Origin of the sequence: Oceanimonas sp. CAM02 (genome assembly GCF_032842915.1) — a bacterium.
Classification (GTDB): domain Bacteria; phylum Pseudomonadota; class Gammaproteobacteria; order Enterobacterales; family Aeromonadaceae; genus Oceanimonas; species Oceanimonas smirnovii.
The window spans coordinates 46,923-63,281 of record NZ_JAWJBK010000018.1 but is presented as its reverse complement, the minus strand read 5'-3'; the positions used below and the strand labels follow the sequence as shown (position 1 = coordinate 63,281).

Sequence of the window (16,359 nt, the reverse complement as noted above, 5' to 3'; positions counted from 1 at the left end):
GGCCCGAAGGTCCCCTGCTTTCCCCCGTAGGGCGTATGCGGTATTAGCCGTCGTTTCCAACGGTTATCCCCCTCGACCGGGCAGATCCCCAAGCATTACTCACCCGTCCGCCGCTCGTCAGCAAAAGTAGCAAGCTACTCTTCTGTTACCGCTCGACTTGCATGTGTTAGGCCTGCCGCCAGCGTTCAATCTGAGCCATGATCAAACTCTTCAATTAAAGATTTGATGCTCAATGAATATCTGAATTGCTGCTATTACTAGTGCACTTCACAAATCATTGAAAAACAATATTTTTTGTTTCTCAATCGACTGCGAGTGCCCACACAGTTTGCTTGATACTAATTTTTAAAGAGCGATGCTCTGCAGCTCAAGGCTGCTTAAAGAGCGTTGACCGCTTTCGCTGGTCAGGGCTGCGTATTCTACGCAACTCTTGGTGTTCGTCAAGCGTTGAATCAAACTTTGTTTCGTTGTCTTTCAACGTTTGTGACCGTCGGCGTGTTGCCCCGTGTCAGTGGATGCGCATTATAGGGAGCCGCGATTTTTGCGCAAGGGCTTTTTTGACAAAAATACGGCCTTCAACACCGAACGCTTATTAACCCAGCAAAACCACATGTTAGCCACAGAGTTATGCACAAATTGGGAGGCATTGGCTCGTCACTACACATATTTATTGCACACACCGAACACCCACCTCCCCTGCGACAGGACTATAACTGGGCAAATGGGCAAATGGGCAAATGGGCACGATTAACACAGGGAGCAGAAAAGGTTCTGCTGCTCAGCATGAGAGAATGAAGCACAGGAAAGAGCATCCTGCTAATACAGGTACGAAACGAAGCCGGCTTTCAGAAAAAAGAAAGTAGTGAAGTCAGAATGACGATAATGCGGGGAAGGTTAACGCAAGATAATGAAAATGGACTAATAAAGAAAAAGCCGGGCGAACCCGGCTTTTGTTTTTACTCTTCAGAAGCAGCTGCTTCTTGCGCTTCGATGTCGCGACCTACCAGCTCAATATAAGCCATAGGGGCGTTGTCACCAGCGCGGAAACCACACTTCAGGATGCGGGTGTAACCACCCGGACGCTCCTGGTAGCGAGGTCCCAGTTCGTTGAACAGTTTGCCAACTACTTCGCTGTCGCGAGTACGGGCAAATGCCAGGCGACGGTTAGCAACGCTGTCGCTCTTGGCCAGTGTGATCAGAGGTTCAACCACACGACGCAGCTCTTTTGCCTTGGGCAGAGTCGTCTTGATAACTTCATGACGAACCAAGGAGCTGGCCATGTTGCGGAACATCGCCTGACGGTGGCTGCTGTTCCGGTTCAGTTGACGACCACTCTTACGATGGCGCATGACCTAATCCTTCCTAACTAAATCGGTAAAACCTGTGATCCGGTTTATTCATCAGCAATGCTGGCAGGCGGCCAGTTCTCCAGGCGCATGCCCAGAGACAAACCACGAGACGCCAACACGTCTTTAATCTCGGTAAGAGATTTTTTACCCAGGTTGGGAGTCTTCAGCAGCTCCACCTCGGTACGCTGTACCAGATCACCAATGTAATGGATCGCTTCTGCCTTCAGACAGTTCGCAGAACGAACTGTCAGTTCCAGATCGTCGACAGGACGCAGCAGGATAGGATCGAACTCAGGTTTGTCTTCTTTCTCTTCCGGCTCGCTGACATCACGCAGATCCACAAAGGCTTCCAGCTGCTCAGCCATGATGGTGGCTGCACGGCGAATAGCCTCTTCAGGATCCAGGGTGCCGTTGGTCTCCATGTCGATAACCAGCTTATCCAGATCGGTACGCTGTTCAACACGGGCCGCCTCTACATTATAGGCGATACGAACCACGGGGCTGTAAGCCGCGTCCAGCAACAGGCGACCAATCGGACGCTCGTCATCTTCGGTGTGAGCGCGGGCAGAGGCAGGTACATAGCCCCGGCCGCGCTGCACTTTCAGACGCATGCTGATCTCGGCGTCGTCCCCAGTCAGATGACAGATGACGTGCTCTGGGTTAACGATCTCGACGTCATCACCATGAGTGATGTCGCCTGCAGTTACGGGACCTGCACCAGTTTTGGTCAGTGACAGGGTAACCTCGTCCTTGCCTTCCAGCTTGATGGCAACCTCTTTGAGGTTGAGCAGGATTTCCAGAATATCTTCCTGGATACCTTCCTTGCTGCTGTACTCGTGCAAAACACCGTCGAGTTCAACTTCGGTGATGGCACAGCCGGGCATGGAAGAAAGCAGAATACGACGCAGCGCATTACCCAGTGTATGACCAAAGCCACGCTCCAGCGGCTCGAGAGTCACTTTGGCATGAGTCTGGGTGATTTGTTCAATATCAACCAGACGCGGCTTAAGAAAATCTGTTACAGAACCCTGCATTGTGTCCTCTCTTAGAAGCTGGCTTTACTTGGAGTAAAGCTCGACGATCAGCTGTTCATTAATTTCGGCAGACAGGTCGCTACGCTCAGGCAGGCGCTTGTAGGTGCCTTGCATGTTAGTAGCGTCAATTTCTACCCAAGTCGGCTTTTCACGTTGACCGGACAGCTCCAGGGAAGCTTTGATCCGGGCTTGCTTCTTGGCCTTCTCGCGAACGCTGACTACGTCTTCGGGAGAAACTTGGAAGGAAGGAATGTTAACAACCTGACCGTTTACCAGGATGGCCTTGTGGCTCACCAGCTGGCGAGACTCGGCGCGGGTAGCACCAAAGCCCATGCGGTATACAACGTTGTCCAGACGACCTTCCAGCAGCTGCAGCAGGTTCTCACCAGTGTTGCCTTTCAGGCGCGCAGCTTCTTTGTAGTAGTTGCGGAATTGCTTTTCCAGCACGCCGTAGATACGACGAACTTTTTGCTTTTCACGCAGCTGTACACCGTAGTCAGACAGACGGGGCTTACGAGCGCCGTGCTGACCGGGTGCGGTATCAATTTTACATTTTGAATCGATCGCGCGAACACCTGACTTCAGGAAGAGGTCAGTGCCCTCGCGACGGCTCAGTTTGAGCTTGGGACCCAGATATCTTGCCATGTTCTTTCTCCAACTATCCTACAAGAAACGTTATACGCGGCGCTTCTTGGGAGGACGACAACCGTTGTGCGGGATGGGAGTCACATCGGTGATGTTGGTGATGCGGAAACCCGCAGCATTCAACGCACGGATGGATGACTCGCGGCCCGGACCCGGACCTTTAACCATTACTTCCAGGTTCTTGACACCGTATTCCTTGGCAACGTCACCAGCGCGCTCGGCAGCTACCTGAGCAGCGAACGGGGTGGATTTGCGGGAACCACGGAAACCTGAACCACCGGCAGTTGCCCAAGACAGAGCATTACCCTGACGGTCGGTGATGGTTACGATGGTGTTGTTGAAAGAAGCATGTACGTGGGCGATACCGTCGCTCACCTGCTTTTTAACGCGCTTACGTGCGCTACGAGCCGGAGTTTTAGCCATGATCTACCTTCCCGTTATTTCTTGATCGGTTTACGAGGACCTTTGCGCGTACGAGCATTGGTCTTGGTGCGCTGACCGCGAACAGGGAGGCTGCGACGATGACGCAGGCCACGGTAACAACCCAGGTCCATCAGACGCTTGATGTTCATGGAGATCTCGCGGCGCAGGTCACCTTCAACGGTAAACTTGGCCACTTGCTCACGCAGAGATTCTACCTGAGCTTCATCCAATTCTTTAATTTTCACATTCTCAGCGATACCGGCTGCGGCACAAATAGCCTTGGAGCGGGTACGACCGACGCCATAAATAGCGGTCAAAGCAATGACGGCATGTTTATGGTCAGGAATGTTAATGCCAGCGATACGGGCCACTATGCACTCCTACATATTAACGAATAAAAAGCCATTACAAAGCCCGTCGAGGATACGTAATGGCTGAACTTTTCACCTAACGAAGGTGGCTGGCTACTTTAGCCAGCCTGCCTTCAATTTTCAAGCTAAATCGTAACTTTTTTAGCCTTTAACCCTGACGCTGCTTGTGCTTGGGGTCAGAGGTGCAGATCACGCGAATCACACCGTGACGCTTGATGATCTTGCAGTTACGGCAAATAGCCTTAACGGAAGCACGGACTTTCATTGCTTAACTCCGTAAATAACCGAACCTTAGCGGTTGTAGCCTTTCAGGTTCGCTTTTCTCAGGACATCGCCATACTGATGAGACATCATGTGGGTTTGCACCTGAGCCATGAAATCCATGATGACGACCACAATAATTAACAGCGAGGTACCACCAAAGTAGAACTGGACGTTCCAGGCTGTCATAAGAAACTGTGGAACCAGACAGATAAAGGTAATGTACAGCGCACCAACCAGGGTCAGGCGAGTCATTATCTTATCTATATAGCGCGCTGTCTGCTCACCCGGGCGAATACCCGGAATAAAAGCACCACTCTTCTTCAGGTTATCTGCCGTCTCGCGCGGATTGAACACCAGCGCGGTATAGAAGAAACAAAAGAAGATAATGGCAGCGGCATACAACATTACATACAGCGGCTGACCGGGCTGCAGTGTGAGAGAGATCTCCTGCAACACGTTGGCCACCATACCTTCACCCTGACCGAACCATGAGGCCACAGTACCCGGGAAAAGAATAATGCTGGATGCGAAAATCGCTGGAATAACCCCCGCCATGTTCACTTTCAGGGGCAGGTGTGTACTCTGTGCCGCGAATACCTGGCGGCCTTGTTGACGCTTGGCATAGTTCACCACAATGCGGCGCTGACCACGCTCAACAAATACCACGAAGTAGGTCACAGCAAACACGATTACGGCCAGTAGCAACAGCAACAGAATGTGCAATTCCCCCTGACGCGCCTGCTCTGCCGTGGCACCGATGGCCGAAGGCAGGCCGGCAACAATACCCGTGAAAATAATCAACGAGATACCATTACCAATGCCTCTTTCGGTAATCTGCTCACCCAACCACATCAAAAACATGGTACCGGTAACCAGGCTCACCACTGCCGTAAAGTAGAATGCAAGACCCGGATTAATCACCAGGCCAGGCATCATGTTCGGCAGACCGGTGGCAATACCAATGGCCTGAATGGTGCCCAGAACCAGCGTACCATAACGGGTATACTGACTGATTTTGCGGCGACCCGCTTCACCTTCCTTCTTGAGCTCGGCCAAGGGAGGGTGAACCACAGTCAGCAGCTGAATGATAATGGACGCAGAAATATACGGCATTATCCCCAGTGCCAGTATGGACGCTCGTTCCAGAGCGCCACCACTGAACATGTTAAACATTTCAATGATGGTGCCCTGTTGTTGCTGGAACAAGTCGGCAAGTACGGCGGCGTCAATACCAGGAATAGGCACATAGGAGCCGGTGCGGAACACGATAATCGCGATCAGAACGAAAAGCAGACGGCTTTTCAGTTCACTCAGCCCGCCCTGTGCGTTTTTAGCTTCTAATCCTGGTTTCTTGGCCATAGTACTTATTATTCCTCGATTTTACCGCCGGCGGCTTCAATGGCAGCACGGGCACCTTTGGTGACACCGAGACCAACCACAGTCACTTGACGGTCAATGGTACCGGACAGTACAACCTTGGCGAACTGGATGTTCTTGGTCAGAACGCCAGCCTGCTTCAGGGTGTTCAGATCCACCACGTCGCCTTCAACTTTCGCCAGTTCACTCAAGCGAACTTCAGCACTGACCAGAGACTTGCGCGAAGTAAAACCAAACTTCGGCAGGCGCTGTTTCAGCGGCATCTGACCGCCTTCAAAACCATTGCGAACCTTACCACCGGAACGGGACTTTTGACCCTTGTGGCCGCGGCCACCGGTCTTGCCCAGACCGGAACCGATACCACGGCCTACGCGCTTGGCGGAAGGCTTGGAGCCGGCGGCAGGAGACAGAGTATTCAAACGCATGCGATTACTCCTCTACCTTAACCATGTAGTAAACCTGGTTGATCATACCGCGTACACAAGCTGTATCTTCCAGCTCAACGGTGTGACCAATGCGACGCAGACCGAGACCACGCAGTGTTGCCTTGTGTTTAGGCAGACGACCGATGGAGCTACGAGTCTGAGTAACTTTTACAGTCTTGTTAGTCATGGCGCATTACCCCAGAATTTCGTCAACGCGCAGACCACGCTTGGCAGCGACTTGCTCGGGCGACTTCATATGAGCCAGAGCGTCGATGGTAGCGCGAACAACGTTGTTCGGGTTGGTGGAACCGTAGGTCTTGGCCAGCACGTTGTGCACACCAGCTACTTCCAGAACGGCGCGCATGGCACCACCGGCGATGATACCGGTACCCTCGGAAGCGGGCTGCATGAACACGTTGGAACCGGAGTGACGACCCTTGACCGGGTGAAACAGGGTGCCGTTGTTCAGACCAACGGTACGCATGTTGCGACGAGCCTGTTCCATCGCCTTTTGAATGGCGGCGGGTACTTCACGGGCCTTGCCGTAACCAAAACCAACGCGACCGTTACCATCACCTACCACAGTCAGTGCGGTGAAGGAGAAGATACGACCACCTTTTACAACTTTTGATACACGGTTTACTGCAATGAGCTTCTCTTGCAGTTCACCGGCTTGAGCTTCGATTTTTGCCATTTTCGACTCCACCTTAGAACTGAAGACCAGCTTCACGGGCAGCTGCAGCCAGAGCGGCTACACGACCGTGATATTGGAAACCGGAACGGTCAAAAGCGACCTCTTTAACACCTTTCTCGAGCGCACGCTCAGCGATGATTTTACCGATCAGCGCGGCGGCATCGATGTTACCGGTAGATTTCACCTGTTCACGAACAGACTTTTCAACGGTAGACGCTGAAGCCAGAACAGCGGTGCTGTCTGATGAAATAACCTGGGCATAGATGTGGCGCGGAGTACGGTGAACCACCAGGCGAGTAGCACCCAGTTCCAGCATCTTTTTGCGTGCTTTAGTAGCACGGCGGATACGAGCTGCTTTTTTGTCCATAGTGTTACCTTACTTCTTCTTAGCCTCTTTGCTGCGAACCTGCTCGCCGAAATAGCGAACACCCTTGCCTTTGTAAGGCTCTGGCTTGCGGTACGCACGGATGTTGGCAGCAACCTGACCAATCAGCTGTTTGTCGGCAGACTTGAGAACGATCTCGGTCTGGGAAGGACATTCAGCGGATACGCCTTCAGGCAGCGCATGCTCAACCGGATGAGAGAAACCCAGAGACAGTGCAATTGCATTGCCTTTCATCTGGGCACGATAACCCACACCAACCAGCTGCAGCTTGCGTTCGAAGCCTTGGGTAACACCGATAACCATGTTGTTGACCAGGGAGCGGGCAGTACCGGCCTGGGCATTGGCGCCATCCACGTTTTCACGGGGGGCGAACGTCAACTGGTTGTCGTTCTGGCTGATTTCAACGGCAGCATTAACAGTACGGCTCAGCGTACCCTGGCTACCCTTGATGGTGATTTCCTGACCGTTCAACGTCACTTCTACGCCGGCAGGAATGTCGATAGGTGCCTTAGCTATGCGAGACATATCTACTCCCCTTAAGCAACGTAGCAGATGATCTCACCACCCATACCGGCTTTACGCGCGGCACGGTCGGTCATCACACCTTTAGACGTGGAAACGATGGCCACACCCATGCCGGCCATTACTTTCGGCAGCTCGTCGCGCTTCTTATAGATGCGCAGACCGGGGCGGCTTACGCGCTGCAGCAGTTCTACCACAGGATTACCCTCGAAGTACTTCAAAGTAACTTCCAGTTCGGCCTTGGTGTCACCGGCAACGGCGTAGTCAGTGATATAACCTTCTTCTTTCAGTACCTGGGCAATCGCCACTTTTACTTTGGAGGAAGGCATGGAGACAGCAACTTTGTTGGCTGCCTGACCGTTGCGGATGCGGGTCAGCATATCCGCGATCGGATCTTGCATGCTCATTGTGTATTACTCCCGTGTTCGCTTACCAAGAAGCCTTCTTCAGGCCCGGAATTTCACCCTTCATCATGAGCTCACGCACCTTGATGCGGCTCAGGCCGAATTTCCGCAGGAAACCATGCGGACGACCGGTGATGTTGCAGCGGTTACGCTGACGAGACGGGCTTGCGTCACGGGGCAGTTGCTGCAGCTTGAGCACTGCGTCCCAACGGTCTTCATCAGAAGTCTTCACGTCGGAAATGATTGCTTTCAATTCACGACGCTTGGCTGCGTATTTGTCAGCCAGCTTTTCGCGCTTGACTTCGCGAGCTTTCATTGATTGTTTTGCCATAACCCTACACCTTACTTACGGAATGGGAAGTCAAAGGCAGCCAGCAGAGCACGACCTTCTTCGTTTGACTGAGCAGAAGTAGTGATGGTGATATCCAGACCACGTACACGATCTACTTTGTCATAATCGATTTCAGGGAAAATGATTTGCTCACGCACACCCATGGAGTAGTTACCACGACCATCGAACGACTTAGGGTTCAGGCCACGGAAGTCACGGATCCGGGGGATAGAGATACAAATCAGACGCTCCAGGAACTCCCACATACGCTCGCCGCGCAGAGTTACTTTACAACCAATGGGGTAGCCTTCACGGATTTTGAAGCCAGCAACGGATTTACGAGCTTTGGTGACCAGCGGCTTTTGACCGGAAATGGCAGCCAGATCGGCAGCAGCATTGTCCAGGATTTTTTTATCAGCCAGTGCTTCACCCACACCCATGTTCAGGGTGATTTTCTCAATCCGAGGGACTTGCATGATAGACTTATACCCGAACTGGCTCATCAGTTCTTTTACTACAGTTTCGTTGTAGTAATCATGCAGTTTCGCCATCGTATTACTCCAATTACTTCACAAGTTCGCCGGTGGATTTGAAGAAACGGACTTTTTTGCCGTCTTCAATCCGGAAACCTACGCGGTCAGCCTTGCCAGAGGCAGAGTTGAACAGCGCTACGTTAGAAACGTCAATCGGTGCTTCCAGGTCGATGATACCGCCAGCCTGACCCAGTTGGGGTACGGGCTTCTGGTGCTTCTTGACCATGTTAATACCAGAGACGATTACCTTACCTTCCGCGGTCAGGACTTTGGTGACAGTGCCACGCTTGCCCTTGTCCTTGCCGGTAAGAATGATGACTTCGTCATCGCGACGGATTTTAGCTGCCATCGTTTGACTCCTTACAGTACTTCAGGTGCCAGTGAAACAATCTTCATAAACTTCTCATTACGAAGTTCACGAGTCACCGGGCCAAAAATACGAGTACCGATCGGCTGGTGATTGTTGTTAAGAATCACTGCCGCATTACGGTCGAAACGGATGACAGAGCCGTCCGGACGACGAACGCCTTTACGGGTGCGTACGACCACCGCGTTCATTACATCACCTTTTTTAACCTTACCGCGCGGAATTGCTTCCTTAACAGTAATTTTGATGATGTCGCCGATACCGGCATAGCGACGGTGCGAGCCACCCAGGACCTTAATACACATTACGCTGCGCGCGCCGGAGTTGTCGGCCACGTCCAGCATACTTTGCATTTGGATCATGTTAGTGCTCCGCTAAATTTACTACGTTAAAACCCCTTTCAGGGCATGTTGGCTGCCAAAGAAGGCGCGGCATTATAGCACCGCCAAATGCGAAAGGGTAGCGTAAAAAACAAACGGCCCATCAAGGGGCCGTTTGACCTGAGTAGTATATCAGAGAACGTTAGGCTTTAACCGGACGCTCAATGATTTTTACCAGGGTCCAGGACTTGGTCTTGGACAGAGGACGGCATTCGCGAATGGTCACGACGTCGCCGGCCTTGCACTCGTTGTTCTCATCATGAACGTGCAGCTTGGTAGTGCGCTTGATGTACTTACCGTAGATCGGGTGTTTCACGAAGCGGTTGATAGCCACAGTGATGGACTTGTCCATCTTGTCGCTTACTACACGGCCCTGCAGAGTACGAATGGTTTGTTCGCTCATCTTAGGCACCTGCCTTTTCATTCAGAACAGTCTTAACACGCGCGATGTCGCGACGTACCGTTTTGAGGTTGTGAGTCTGAGCCAGCTGGCCAGTGCTCGCTTGCATGCGCAGGTTAAACTGCTCGCGCAGCAGGCCCAGCAGTTCCTGGTTCAGTTCTTCAACACTCTTCTCACGCAGATCTTGTGCTTTCATCACATCACCGTCCGAGTTACAAAAGTGGTTCTTACGGGCAGTTTGGCAGCAGCCAGGGCAAAGGCTTCGCGAGCCAGCGCTTCCGGTACACCATCCATTTCGTACAGAACACGACCCGGCTGGATCTGTGCTACCCAGTACTCCACGTTACCCTTACCTTTACCCATACGTACTTCCAGGGGCTTTTCGGTAATCGGCTTGTCCGGGAAGATACGGATCCAGATCTTGCCTTGACGCTTGACGTGACGAGTCATGGCACGACGTGCTGCTTCGATCTGACGAGCAGTGATACGTCCACGCGTAGTCGCCTTGAGACCAAAGGAACCAAATGCTACCAGGTTGCCTGAGGTCGCCACACCGCGGTTACGGCCTTTGTGGACTTTACGGAATTTCGTACGTTTTGGTTGCAACATGTCCGAGTCTCCTTACTTACCGCGGCCTTTGCGCTTGGGCTTGGACGGAGCGGGTTCCTGAGCCACAGCCTGCAGGCCGCCCAGTACCTCACCCTTGAAGATCCAAACCTTCACGCCGATGATGCCGTAAGTGGTAGATGCTTCAGAAGTTGCGTAGTCGATATCGGCACGCAGGGTGTGCAGAGGCACACGACCTTCACGGTACCATTCGGTACGCGCGATTTCAGCGCCGCCCAGACGACCGCTCACTTCCACCTTGATGCCCTTGGCGCCAATGCGCATGGCGTTCTGTACCGCACGCTTCATGGCGCGACGGAACATCACGCGACGCTCCAGCTGGGAAGCGATAGAATCGGCAACCAGCTGACCGTCGAGCTCAGGCTTACGCACTTCGGAAATGTTGATCTGTGCAGGCACGCCAGCCAGTTTGGCTACATGCTTGCGCAGTTTTTCAACGTCTTCGCCTTTCTTGCCGATAACAACACCCGGGCGAGCAGTGTGAATGGTCACACGGATGCTCTTGGCCGGACGCTCGATAACGACGCGAGAAACGGAGGCGTTTTTCAGTTCCTTGTTCAGGAACTGACGTACCTCAAAATCGCTGTGCAGGTTGTCAGCGAAGTCCTTGGTATTCGCAAACCAGGTCGAATTAAAAGGCTTGGTGATACCTAAGCGAATACCATTCGGATGTACTTTCTGGCCCATTGCTTATCTCCTAGCCTCTTAGCGGTCGGACACAACCACAGTAATGTGGCTGGTACGCTTCATGATACGGTCCGCGCGGCCCTTGGCACGAGGACGAATACGCTTCATGGTGGGACCTTCATCAACGAAGATCTTGGTCACCTTCAGCTCATCGATATCCGCACCTTCATTGTGCTCGGCATTAGCAATGGCAGATTCCAGTACCTTCTTGACCAGAACGGCAGCCTTTTTGGGGCTGAACGCCAGGACATCCAGTGCCTTGTCTACGGACAAACCGCGAACTTGATCGGCTACCAGGCGCGCCTTCTGGGCAGAAGTACGAGCAAAGCGGTGTTTAGCTATAGCTTCCATCTTTTACCCCTTAACGCTTCTTGGCCTTCTTATCAGCGACATGGCCGCGATAAGTACGAGTCGGTGCAAATTCACCCAGCTTGTGTCCGATCATTTCATCGGAAACGTAGACAGGTACGTGCTGACGACCATTATGGACAGCGATGGTCAAACCGATCATGTTCGGAATGATCATTGAACGACGGGACCAGGTTTTAATTGGCTTTTTATCCCCGCTTTCCACCGCTTTCTCTACCTTCTTCAGCAAGTGCAGGTCGATAAACGGACCTTTCTTGAGAGAACGTGGCATGGTGATACCTCTAAAAAACTATTACTTGTTACGGTGACGTACCACGAACTTGTCGGTACGCTTGTTTTTACGGGTTTTGGCGCCCTTGGTAGGTTTACCCCAGGGAGTAACCGGATGACGGCCACCAGAGGTACGACCTTCACCACCACCGTGCGGGTGGTCTACCGGGTTCATCGCCACACCACGTACGGTAGGACGAACACCACGCCAGCGCTGTGCACCGGCTTTACCCAGCTGACGCAGCATGTGCTCAGCATTGCCAACTTCACCCAGGGTGGCGCGGCACTCGGCCAGCACCTTGCGTACTTCGCCGGAGCGCAGACGCAGGGTCACGTAGTTGCCTTCGCGAGCCAGGATCTGGGCATAAGTACCGGCAGAACGGGCGATCTGCGCGCCTTTGCCAGGCTTCATTTCAATCGCGTGAACGGTAGAGCCCACGGGAATGTTGCGCATCGGCAGGCTGTTGCCGGCCTTGATCGGAGCAGCATCACCGGACAGCAGCTGGTCGCCGGCCTGAACACCTTTCGGGGCCAGAATGTAGCGACGCTCACCGTCTGCATACAGCACCAGAGCGATGTTGGCAGAGCGGTTCGGATCATATTCAAGACGCTCAACCTTGGCCGGAATACCGTCCTTGTTGCGCTTGAAGTCGATCATACGATAGTGCTGCTTGTGACCACCGCCGATATGACGAACAGTGGTGCGGCCGTTGTTGTTGCGGCCACCGGACTTGGACTTCTTGTCCAGCAGGGCTGCAAACGGCTTGCCTTTGTACAGTTCCGGGTTGCTGATCTTGACGACATGACGGCGACCCGGAGAAGTAGGCTTACATTTTACAATTGCCATTTTTAATTACTCCTCTCTTACTCGGCACCGTCGAAGTCGATGTCCTGACCTTCTTTCAGGGTCACGTAGGCCTTTTTCCAGTCGGAACGCTGGCCAATGCGGTTACCGGTGCGCTTGGTTTTACCCTTCACCAGCAACGTGCGAACATCTTTAACTTCAACTTCGAACAGCTTCTCGACCGCCGCCTTTACTTCGGCTTTGGTAGCGTCCTTGGCAACCTTGAACACGATGGTGTTGGTCTTCTCGGCAACCATGGTGCTTTTTTCAGAGACATGCGGCGCCTTCAGAACTTTCAGAATACGCTCTTCACGGATCATGCCAGCATCTCCTCGATTTGCTTAACTGCATCAGCAGTTACCAGTACCTTGTCGAACGCGATCAGAGAAACCGGGTCGATACCGGCCACGTCACGCACGTCAACCTTGTACAGGTTACGGGCGGCCAGGAACAGGTTCTCGTCCACTTCACCGGTGACGATCAGAACGTCGTTCAGATCCCACTGCTTCAGCTTGGCAACCAGTTCTTTGGTTTTCGGCGCTTCCACACCGAACTTCTCTACCACGATCAGACGCTCTTGACGTACCAGCTCAGAGAGGATGCTCTTGATGGCACCACGGTACATCTTCTTGTTGACCTTCTGGCTGTGATCTTGCGGCTTAGCAGCAAAAGTCACACCACCGGAACGCCAAATCGGAGAGCGGATGGTACCGGCACGGGCCCGGCCGGTGCCTTTCTGGCGCCACGGCTTCTTGCCGCCGCCGGACACTTCGGAACGGGTCTTCTGAGCACGAGTACCTTGACGAGCACCGGCGGCATAGGCCACAACAACCTGATGCACCAGAGCTTCGTTGAACTCACGCCCGAAGGTAGTTTCGGAAACTTCAAGAGCGCCTTGCGCGTCTTTCATTACCAATTCCATTACTATCTCCTCAGACGTTACGCTTTAACGGCAGGTTTAACGATGACGTTGCCGTTAGTCGCACCCGGAACTGCACCTTTAATGAGCAGCAGGTTACGATCAACATCAACGCGAACCACTTCCAGGTTCTGAGTGGTTACCCGCTCAGCGCCCAGGTGACCGGCCATTTTCTTGCCCTTGAATACCTTGCCCGGAGACTGGTTCTGACCAATAGAACCCGGAGCGCGGTGAGACAGAGAGTTGCCGTGAGTCATGTCCTGAGTACGGAAGTTCCAGCGCTTAACAGCACCAGCAAAACCTTTACCTTTGGAAGTACCGGTAACGTCTACTTTCTTGACATCAGCAAAGATGTCGACTTTCAGCTCGGCACCCACTTCGATGCTGTCGCCTTCGCCTTCACCCAGGCGGAATTCCCACAGACCGCGGCCCGCTTCCACACCGGCTTTGGCGAAATGGCCAGCTTCCGGTTTGGTGATGCGGTTCGCTTTCTTGGTGCCAGCGGTCACCTGAATGGCCGCGTAGCCATCCTGTTCCAGTGTTTTCACCTGGGTAACACGGTTGGCATCTACTTCGATAACGGTGACCGGGATGGACACGCCGTCTTCGGTGAAGACACGGGTCATACCCAGCTTACGACCTACTAGACCGATTGCCATTGATAAAACCTCTTTCCGTTATTAGCCCAGGCTGATCTGGACGTCTACGCCAGCAGCCAGATCCAGACGCATCAGCGCATCGACAGTTTTGTCGGTGGGCTCAACGATGTCGACCAGACGCTTGTGAGTACGAATTTCGTACTGATCACGTGCATCTTTGTTCACGTGTGGAGATACCAGTACGGTGTAGCGCTCTTTGCGCGTCGGCAGCGGGATAGGACCGCGAACCTGGGCGCCGGTGCGCTTGGCAGTTTCTACGATCTCCGCAGTAGACTGGTCGATCAGACGGTGATCGAACGCCTTCAGACGGATACGAATTCTTTGGTTCTGCATTACCAGAGCTCCAATTGGATAAAGAACATAAAACCAGCACCGCCTGCTCCTTCATATGAAAGAGGGGGTGTGATTTAACAACGGTGCCCACCATATCGGGGGCCTGTAAGAGCCAGGAGCTACCTGGCATGAACCTTTCGGCTCGCTTGATAAAGTTAACCAAGCGAGCGGCATTATACGGGATTGGCACTGTGTTGCAAGCCCGCTTTGTTATTTTTTAACCAGCTGCCCGCAGAGTGGATTCCGGCTCCATGGCCGGAATAACTCATAATGGAAGACTACCGGCTTACTTGCGGGCCTGAAGGTGCTGCTCGGCGTTAGTGAGCGCCACTTCTACCTGTTCCGGGGCCACGCCACCCAGGGCGCAGCGGCTGGCCAGGCTCGATTCCAGGGTCAGCCGCGGATAAACGTCTTCAGCAATCACGTCGCTGAACTGTTTAAAATCTTCCAGCGGCAGTTCTTCCATCGGCAGTTTCTTGCCGATGGCGTGCACGACGATGGCACCTACTATGTGGTGCGCTTCCCGGAACGGAATGCCTTTGGACACCAGATAGTCGGCCATTTCGGTGGCATTGGAGTAACCGCCCTGCGCCGCTTCCCGGGTCTTGTCTTCGTTGACCTTAAGGTCGTGCAGTACCATCTCGGCCATTTCCAGGCAGTCGTACCAGGTGTCGAGGGCGTCGAACAGACCTTCCTTGTCTTCCTGCATGTCTTTGTTGTAGGCCAGCGGCAGGGCCTTCAGGGTCATCATCATGCCGGCATAGGCACCAAACACCCGGCCGGTCTTGCCGCGGATCAGCTCCAGCGCATCCGGGTTCTTCTTCTGGGGCATCAGCGAGGAACCGGAGGTCACGGCGTCGGACAGCTCGAGGAAGCCGGCCTCACCAGAGTTGTAGAAGATCAGATCTTCGGCAAAGCGGGACAGGTGCATCATGGAGTTGACGGCACAGTTGATCAGCTCCAGCACATGGTCCCGGTCGGACACGGAGTCCAGGCTGTTGCGGGTCGGGCCGGCAAAACCGAGAGATTTGGCCAGTTCATGGCGGTCTACCGGGAAGCCGGTGCCGGCCAGAGCACCGGAGCCCAGCGGGCAGGTATCCATGCGGGCAGCCGCATCCTGCAGCCGGCTGTAATCCCGCTCCAGCATTTCCACATAGGCCAGGCACCAGTGAGAAAAGGTCACCGGCTGGGCGCGCTGCAGGTGAGTGTAACCGGGCAGCACGGTGCCCTGCTGTTCCCGGGCCACGCTTACCAGCTGCTTTTGCAGGGTATCGATTTTCTCCAGCAGCAGCGGCACCTGGGCTTTGCACCACAGCTTGAGATCGGTAGCCACCTGATCGTTACGGCTGCGGCCGGTGTGCAGTTTCTTGCCCAGATCACCGACAGCGGCAATCAGCTCTCCTTCCACCCAGGAGTGAATGTCTTCGGCGTCGGATTGCAGGATCTGCTCCGGATCGGCCACGACCCGCGCCTTGAGCTCGTTCAGCGCCTGTTCCAGCCGCTGCTGCTCCTCGCCGGTCAATACCCCCACCTTGGCCAGTGCCTGAGACCAGGCTACAGAACCCACTATGTCCTGCTCCGCCAGCCGGTAGTCGAACCGCAGCGAGTCATTGAACTGCTTGAAGCGGGTATCCGCGGCCTGAGTAAAACGTCCACCCCAAAGTGCCATAATTCTGTTACTCCTTTCTAAAAACAAAGCCGTAAGCTTTAAGCTGTAAGCTATCAGCTGCCCGAGTTGCCGGTGGTT

General features: G+C 53.7%; 29 protein-coding genes and 1 rRNA gene. All 30 read right to left on the bottom strand.

What is annotated here, in order from left to right:
• Nucleotides 1-217, bottom strand: a 16S ribosomal RNA gene (locus R0I78_RS05680); the annotation flags it as partial.
• Nucleotides 218-956: 739 nt separating this feature from the next.
• A complete protein-coding gene (gene rplQ, locus R0I78_RS05675; protein ID WP_019935873.1) occupies nucleotides 957-1,349 on the bottom strand; it encodes a 50S ribosomal protein L17 in 393 nt (130 codons plus the stop codon).
• 44 nt (nucleotides 1,350-1,393) lie between these two features.
• On the bottom strand, nucleotides 1,394-2,383 hold the full coding sequence (locus tag R0I78_RS05670; RefSeq protein WP_019935872.1) for a DNA-directed RNA polymerase subunit alpha: 990 nt from the start codon (nucleotides 2,381-2,383) through the stop codon (nucleotides 1,394-1,396).
• Nucleotides 2,384-2,407: 24 nt separating this feature from the next.
• Nucleotides 2,408-3,028 carry a 30S ribosomal protein S4 gene (gene rpsD / locus R0I78_RS05665; RefSeq protein WP_019935871.1) on the bottom strand — a complete coding sequence of 207 codons (621 nt, stop codon included), beginning with the start codon at nucleotides 3,026-3,028 and terminating at the stop codon, nucleotides 2,408-2,410.
• 30 nt (nucleotides 3,029-3,058) lie between these two features.
• Nucleotides 3,059-3,451, bottom strand: a complete 393-nt coding sequence (gene rpsK / locus R0I78_RS05660; RefSeq protein ID WP_019935870.1) for a 30S ribosomal protein S11 — start codon at nucleotides 3,449-3,451, stop codon at nucleotides 3,059-3,061.
• A gap of 14 nt (nucleotides 3,452-3,465) precedes the next feature.
• Entirely contained in the window at nucleotides 3,466-3,822 is a 357-nt protein-coding gene (gene rpsM, locus R0I78_RS05655) for a 30S ribosomal protein S13 (protein ID WP_019935869.1), read from the bottom strand.
• Nucleotides 3,823-3,970: 148 nt separating this feature from the next.
• Nucleotides 3,971-4,087 (bottom strand): 50S ribosomal protein L36, encoded by a 117-nt coding sequence (gene rpmJ / locus R0I78_RS05650; protein WP_014290663.1) that lies wholly within the window; start codon nucleotides 4,085-4,087, stop codon nucleotides 3,971-3,973.
• A 26-nt stretch (nucleotides 4,088-4,113) separates the two neighbouring features.
• Nucleotides 4,114-5,445 (bottom strand): preprotein translocase subunit SecY, encoded by a 1,332-nt coding sequence (gene secY, locus R0I78_RS05645; RefSeq protein WP_317074626.1) that lies wholly within the window; start codon nucleotides 5,443-5,445, stop codon nucleotides 4,114-4,116.
• Nucleotides 5,446-5,453: 8 nt separating this feature from the next.
• The gene (gene rplO / locus R0I78_RS05640; protein WP_014290665.1) at nucleotides 5,454-5,888 is read right to left on the bottom strand and encodes a 50S ribosomal protein L15; all 435 of its coding nucleotides are present in this window, start codon (nucleotides 5,886-5,888) and stop codon (nucleotides 5,454-5,456) included.
• Nucleotides 5,889-5,892: 4 nt separating this feature from the next.
• The gene (rpmD, locus tag R0I78_RS05635) at nucleotides 5,893-6,075 is read right to left on the bottom strand and encodes a 50S ribosomal protein L30 (protein WP_083928725.1); all 183 of its coding nucleotides are present in this window, start codon (nucleotides 6,073-6,075) and stop codon (nucleotides 5,893-5,895) included.
• A gap of 6 nt (nucleotides 6,076-6,081) precedes the next feature.
• Nucleotides 6,082-6,582: a 30S ribosomal protein S5 gene (rpsE, locus tag R0I78_RS05630; RefSeq protein ID WP_019935867.1), complete on the bottom strand. Its 501-nt coding sequence runs from the start codon at nucleotides 6,580-6,582 to the stop codon at nucleotides 6,082-6,084.
• Nucleotides 6,583-6,595: 13 nt separating this feature from the next.
• Nucleotides 6,596-6,949 carry a 50S ribosomal protein L18 gene (gene rplR, locus R0I78_RS05625; protein ID WP_019935866.1) on the bottom strand — a complete coding sequence of 118 codons (354 nt, stop codon included), beginning with the start codon at nucleotides 6,947-6,949 and terminating at the stop codon, nucleotides 6,596-6,598.
• A gap of 9 nt (nucleotides 6,950-6,958) precedes the next feature.
• Complete coding sequence (gene rplF, locus R0I78_RS05620; protein ID WP_019935865.1) at nucleotides 6,959-7,492, bottom strand: 50S ribosomal protein L6; 534 nt, start codon at nucleotides 7,490-7,492, stop codon at nucleotides 6,959-6,961.
• 11 nt (nucleotides 7,493-7,503) lie between these two features.
• Nucleotides 7,504-7,896: a 30S ribosomal protein S8 gene (rpsH, locus tag R0I78_RS05615; protein ID WP_019935864.1), complete on the bottom strand. Its 393-nt coding sequence runs from the start codon at nucleotides 7,894-7,896 to the stop codon at nucleotides 7,504-7,506.
• Between the two features lie 22 nt (nucleotides 7,897-7,918).
• On the bottom strand, nucleotides 7,919-8,224 hold the full coding sequence (rpsN, locus tag R0I78_RS05610; protein WP_026344927.1) for a 30S ribosomal protein S14: 306 nt from the start codon (nucleotides 8,222-8,224) through the stop codon (nucleotides 7,919-7,921).
• 11 nt (nucleotides 8,225-8,235) lie between these two features.
• Nucleotides 8,236-8,775: a 50S ribosomal protein L5 gene (gene rplE, locus R0I78_RS05605; RefSeq protein WP_019935862.1), complete on the bottom strand. Its 540-nt coding sequence runs from the start codon at nucleotides 8,773-8,775 to the stop codon at nucleotides 8,236-8,238.
• 13 nt (nucleotides 8,776-8,788) lie between these two features.
• Nucleotides 8,789-9,106, bottom strand: coding sequence for a 50S ribosomal protein L24 (gene rplX, locus R0I78_RS05600; protein WP_019935861.1), 318 nt, complete (start codon nucleotides 9,104-9,106; stop codon nucleotides 8,789-8,791).
• Nucleotides 9,107-9,117: 11 nt separating this feature from the next.
• Complete coding sequence (gene rplN, locus R0I78_RS05595) at nucleotides 9,118-9,486, bottom strand: 50S ribosomal protein L14 (RefSeq protein WP_019935860.1); 369 nt, start codon at nucleotides 9,484-9,486, stop codon at nucleotides 9,118-9,120.
• A 160-nt stretch (nucleotides 9,487-9,646) separates the two neighbouring features.
• The gene (rpsQ, locus tag R0I78_RS05590; protein WP_019935859.1) at nucleotides 9,647-9,907 is read right to left on the bottom strand and encodes a 30S ribosomal protein S17; all 261 of its coding nucleotides are present in this window, start codon (nucleotides 9,905-9,907) and stop codon (nucleotides 9,647-9,649) included.
• A gap of 1 nt (nucleotide 9,908) precedes the next feature.
• Nucleotides 9,909-10,100, bottom strand: coding sequence for a 50S ribosomal protein L29 (gene rpmC / locus R0I78_RS05585; protein ID WP_014290676.1), 192 nt, complete (start codon nucleotides 10,098-10,100; stop codon nucleotides 9,909-9,911).
• On the bottom strand, nucleotides 10,100-10,513 hold the full coding sequence (gene rplP / locus R0I78_RS05580; RefSeq protein WP_019935858.1) for a 50S ribosomal protein L16: 414 nt from the start codon (nucleotides 10,511-10,513) through the stop codon (nucleotides 10,100-10,102). The genes rpmC and rplP overlap by 1 nt, the downstream gene beginning before the upstream one ends.
• Nucleotides 10,514-10,525: 12 nt before the next feature.
• Complete coding sequence (rpsC, locus tag R0I78_RS05575) at nucleotides 10,526-11,218, bottom strand: 30S ribosomal protein S3 (RefSeq protein WP_019935857.1); 693 nt, start codon at nucleotides 11,216-11,218, stop codon at nucleotides 10,526-10,528.
• Between the two features lie 18 nt (nucleotides 11,219-11,236).
• Nucleotides 11,237-11,569: a 50S ribosomal protein L22 gene (gene rplV / locus R0I78_RS05570; protein WP_019935856.1), complete on the bottom strand. Its 333-nt coding sequence runs from the start codon at nucleotides 11,567-11,569 to the stop codon at nucleotides 11,237-11,239.
• Nucleotides 11,570-11,579: 10 nt separating this feature from the next.
• Nucleotides 11,580-11,858 carry a 30S ribosomal protein S19 gene (gene rpsS, locus R0I78_RS05565; protein ID WP_014290680.1) on the bottom strand — a complete coding sequence of 93 codons (279 nt, stop codon included), beginning with the start codon at nucleotides 11,856-11,858 and terminating at the stop codon, nucleotides 11,580-11,582.
• Nucleotides 11,859-11,879: 21 nt separating this feature from the next.
• On the bottom strand, nucleotides 11,880-12,704 hold the full coding sequence (gene rplB / locus R0I78_RS05560; RefSeq protein ID WP_317074625.1) for a 50S ribosomal protein L2: 825 nt from the start codon (nucleotides 12,702-12,704) through the stop codon (nucleotides 11,880-11,882).
• Between the two features lie 17 nt (nucleotides 12,705-12,721).
• The gene (gene rplW / locus R0I78_RS05555; protein ID WP_019935854.1) at nucleotides 12,722-13,021 is read right to left on the bottom strand and encodes a 50S ribosomal protein L23; all 300 of its coding nucleotides are present in this window, start codon (nucleotides 13,019-13,021) and stop codon (nucleotides 12,722-12,724) included.
• Nucleotides 13,018-13,623, bottom strand: coding sequence for a 50S ribosomal protein L4 (gene rplD / locus R0I78_RS05550; RefSeq protein ID WP_014290683.1), 606 nt, complete (start codon nucleotides 13,621-13,623; stop codon nucleotides 13,018-13,020). Before rplD ends, rplW begins: the two co-directional genes overlap by 4 nt.
• 17 nt (nucleotides 13,624-13,640) lie before the next feature.
• A complete protein-coding gene (gene rplC, locus R0I78_RS05545; protein WP_019935853.1) occupies nucleotides 13,641-14,279 on the bottom strand; it encodes a 50S ribosomal protein L3 in 639 nt (212 codons plus the stop codon).
• 21 nt (nucleotides 14,280-14,300) lie between these two features.
• Nucleotides 14,301-14,612 carry a 30S ribosomal protein S10 gene (gene rpsJ / locus R0I78_RS05540; RefSeq protein WP_014290685.1) on the bottom strand — a complete coding sequence of 104 codons (312 nt, stop codon included), beginning with the start codon at nucleotides 14,610-14,612 and terminating at the stop codon, nucleotides 14,301-14,303.
• Nucleotides 14,613-14,898: 286 nt separating this feature from the next.
• The gene (gene argH, locus R0I78_RS05535; RefSeq protein WP_019935852.1) at nucleotides 14,899-16,281 is read right to left on the bottom strand and encodes an argininosuccinate lyase; all 1,383 of its coding nucleotides are present in this window, start codon (nucleotides 16,279-16,281) and stop codon (nucleotides 14,899-14,901) included.
• Between the last annotated feature and the right edge of the window lie 78 nt (nucleotides 16,282-16,359).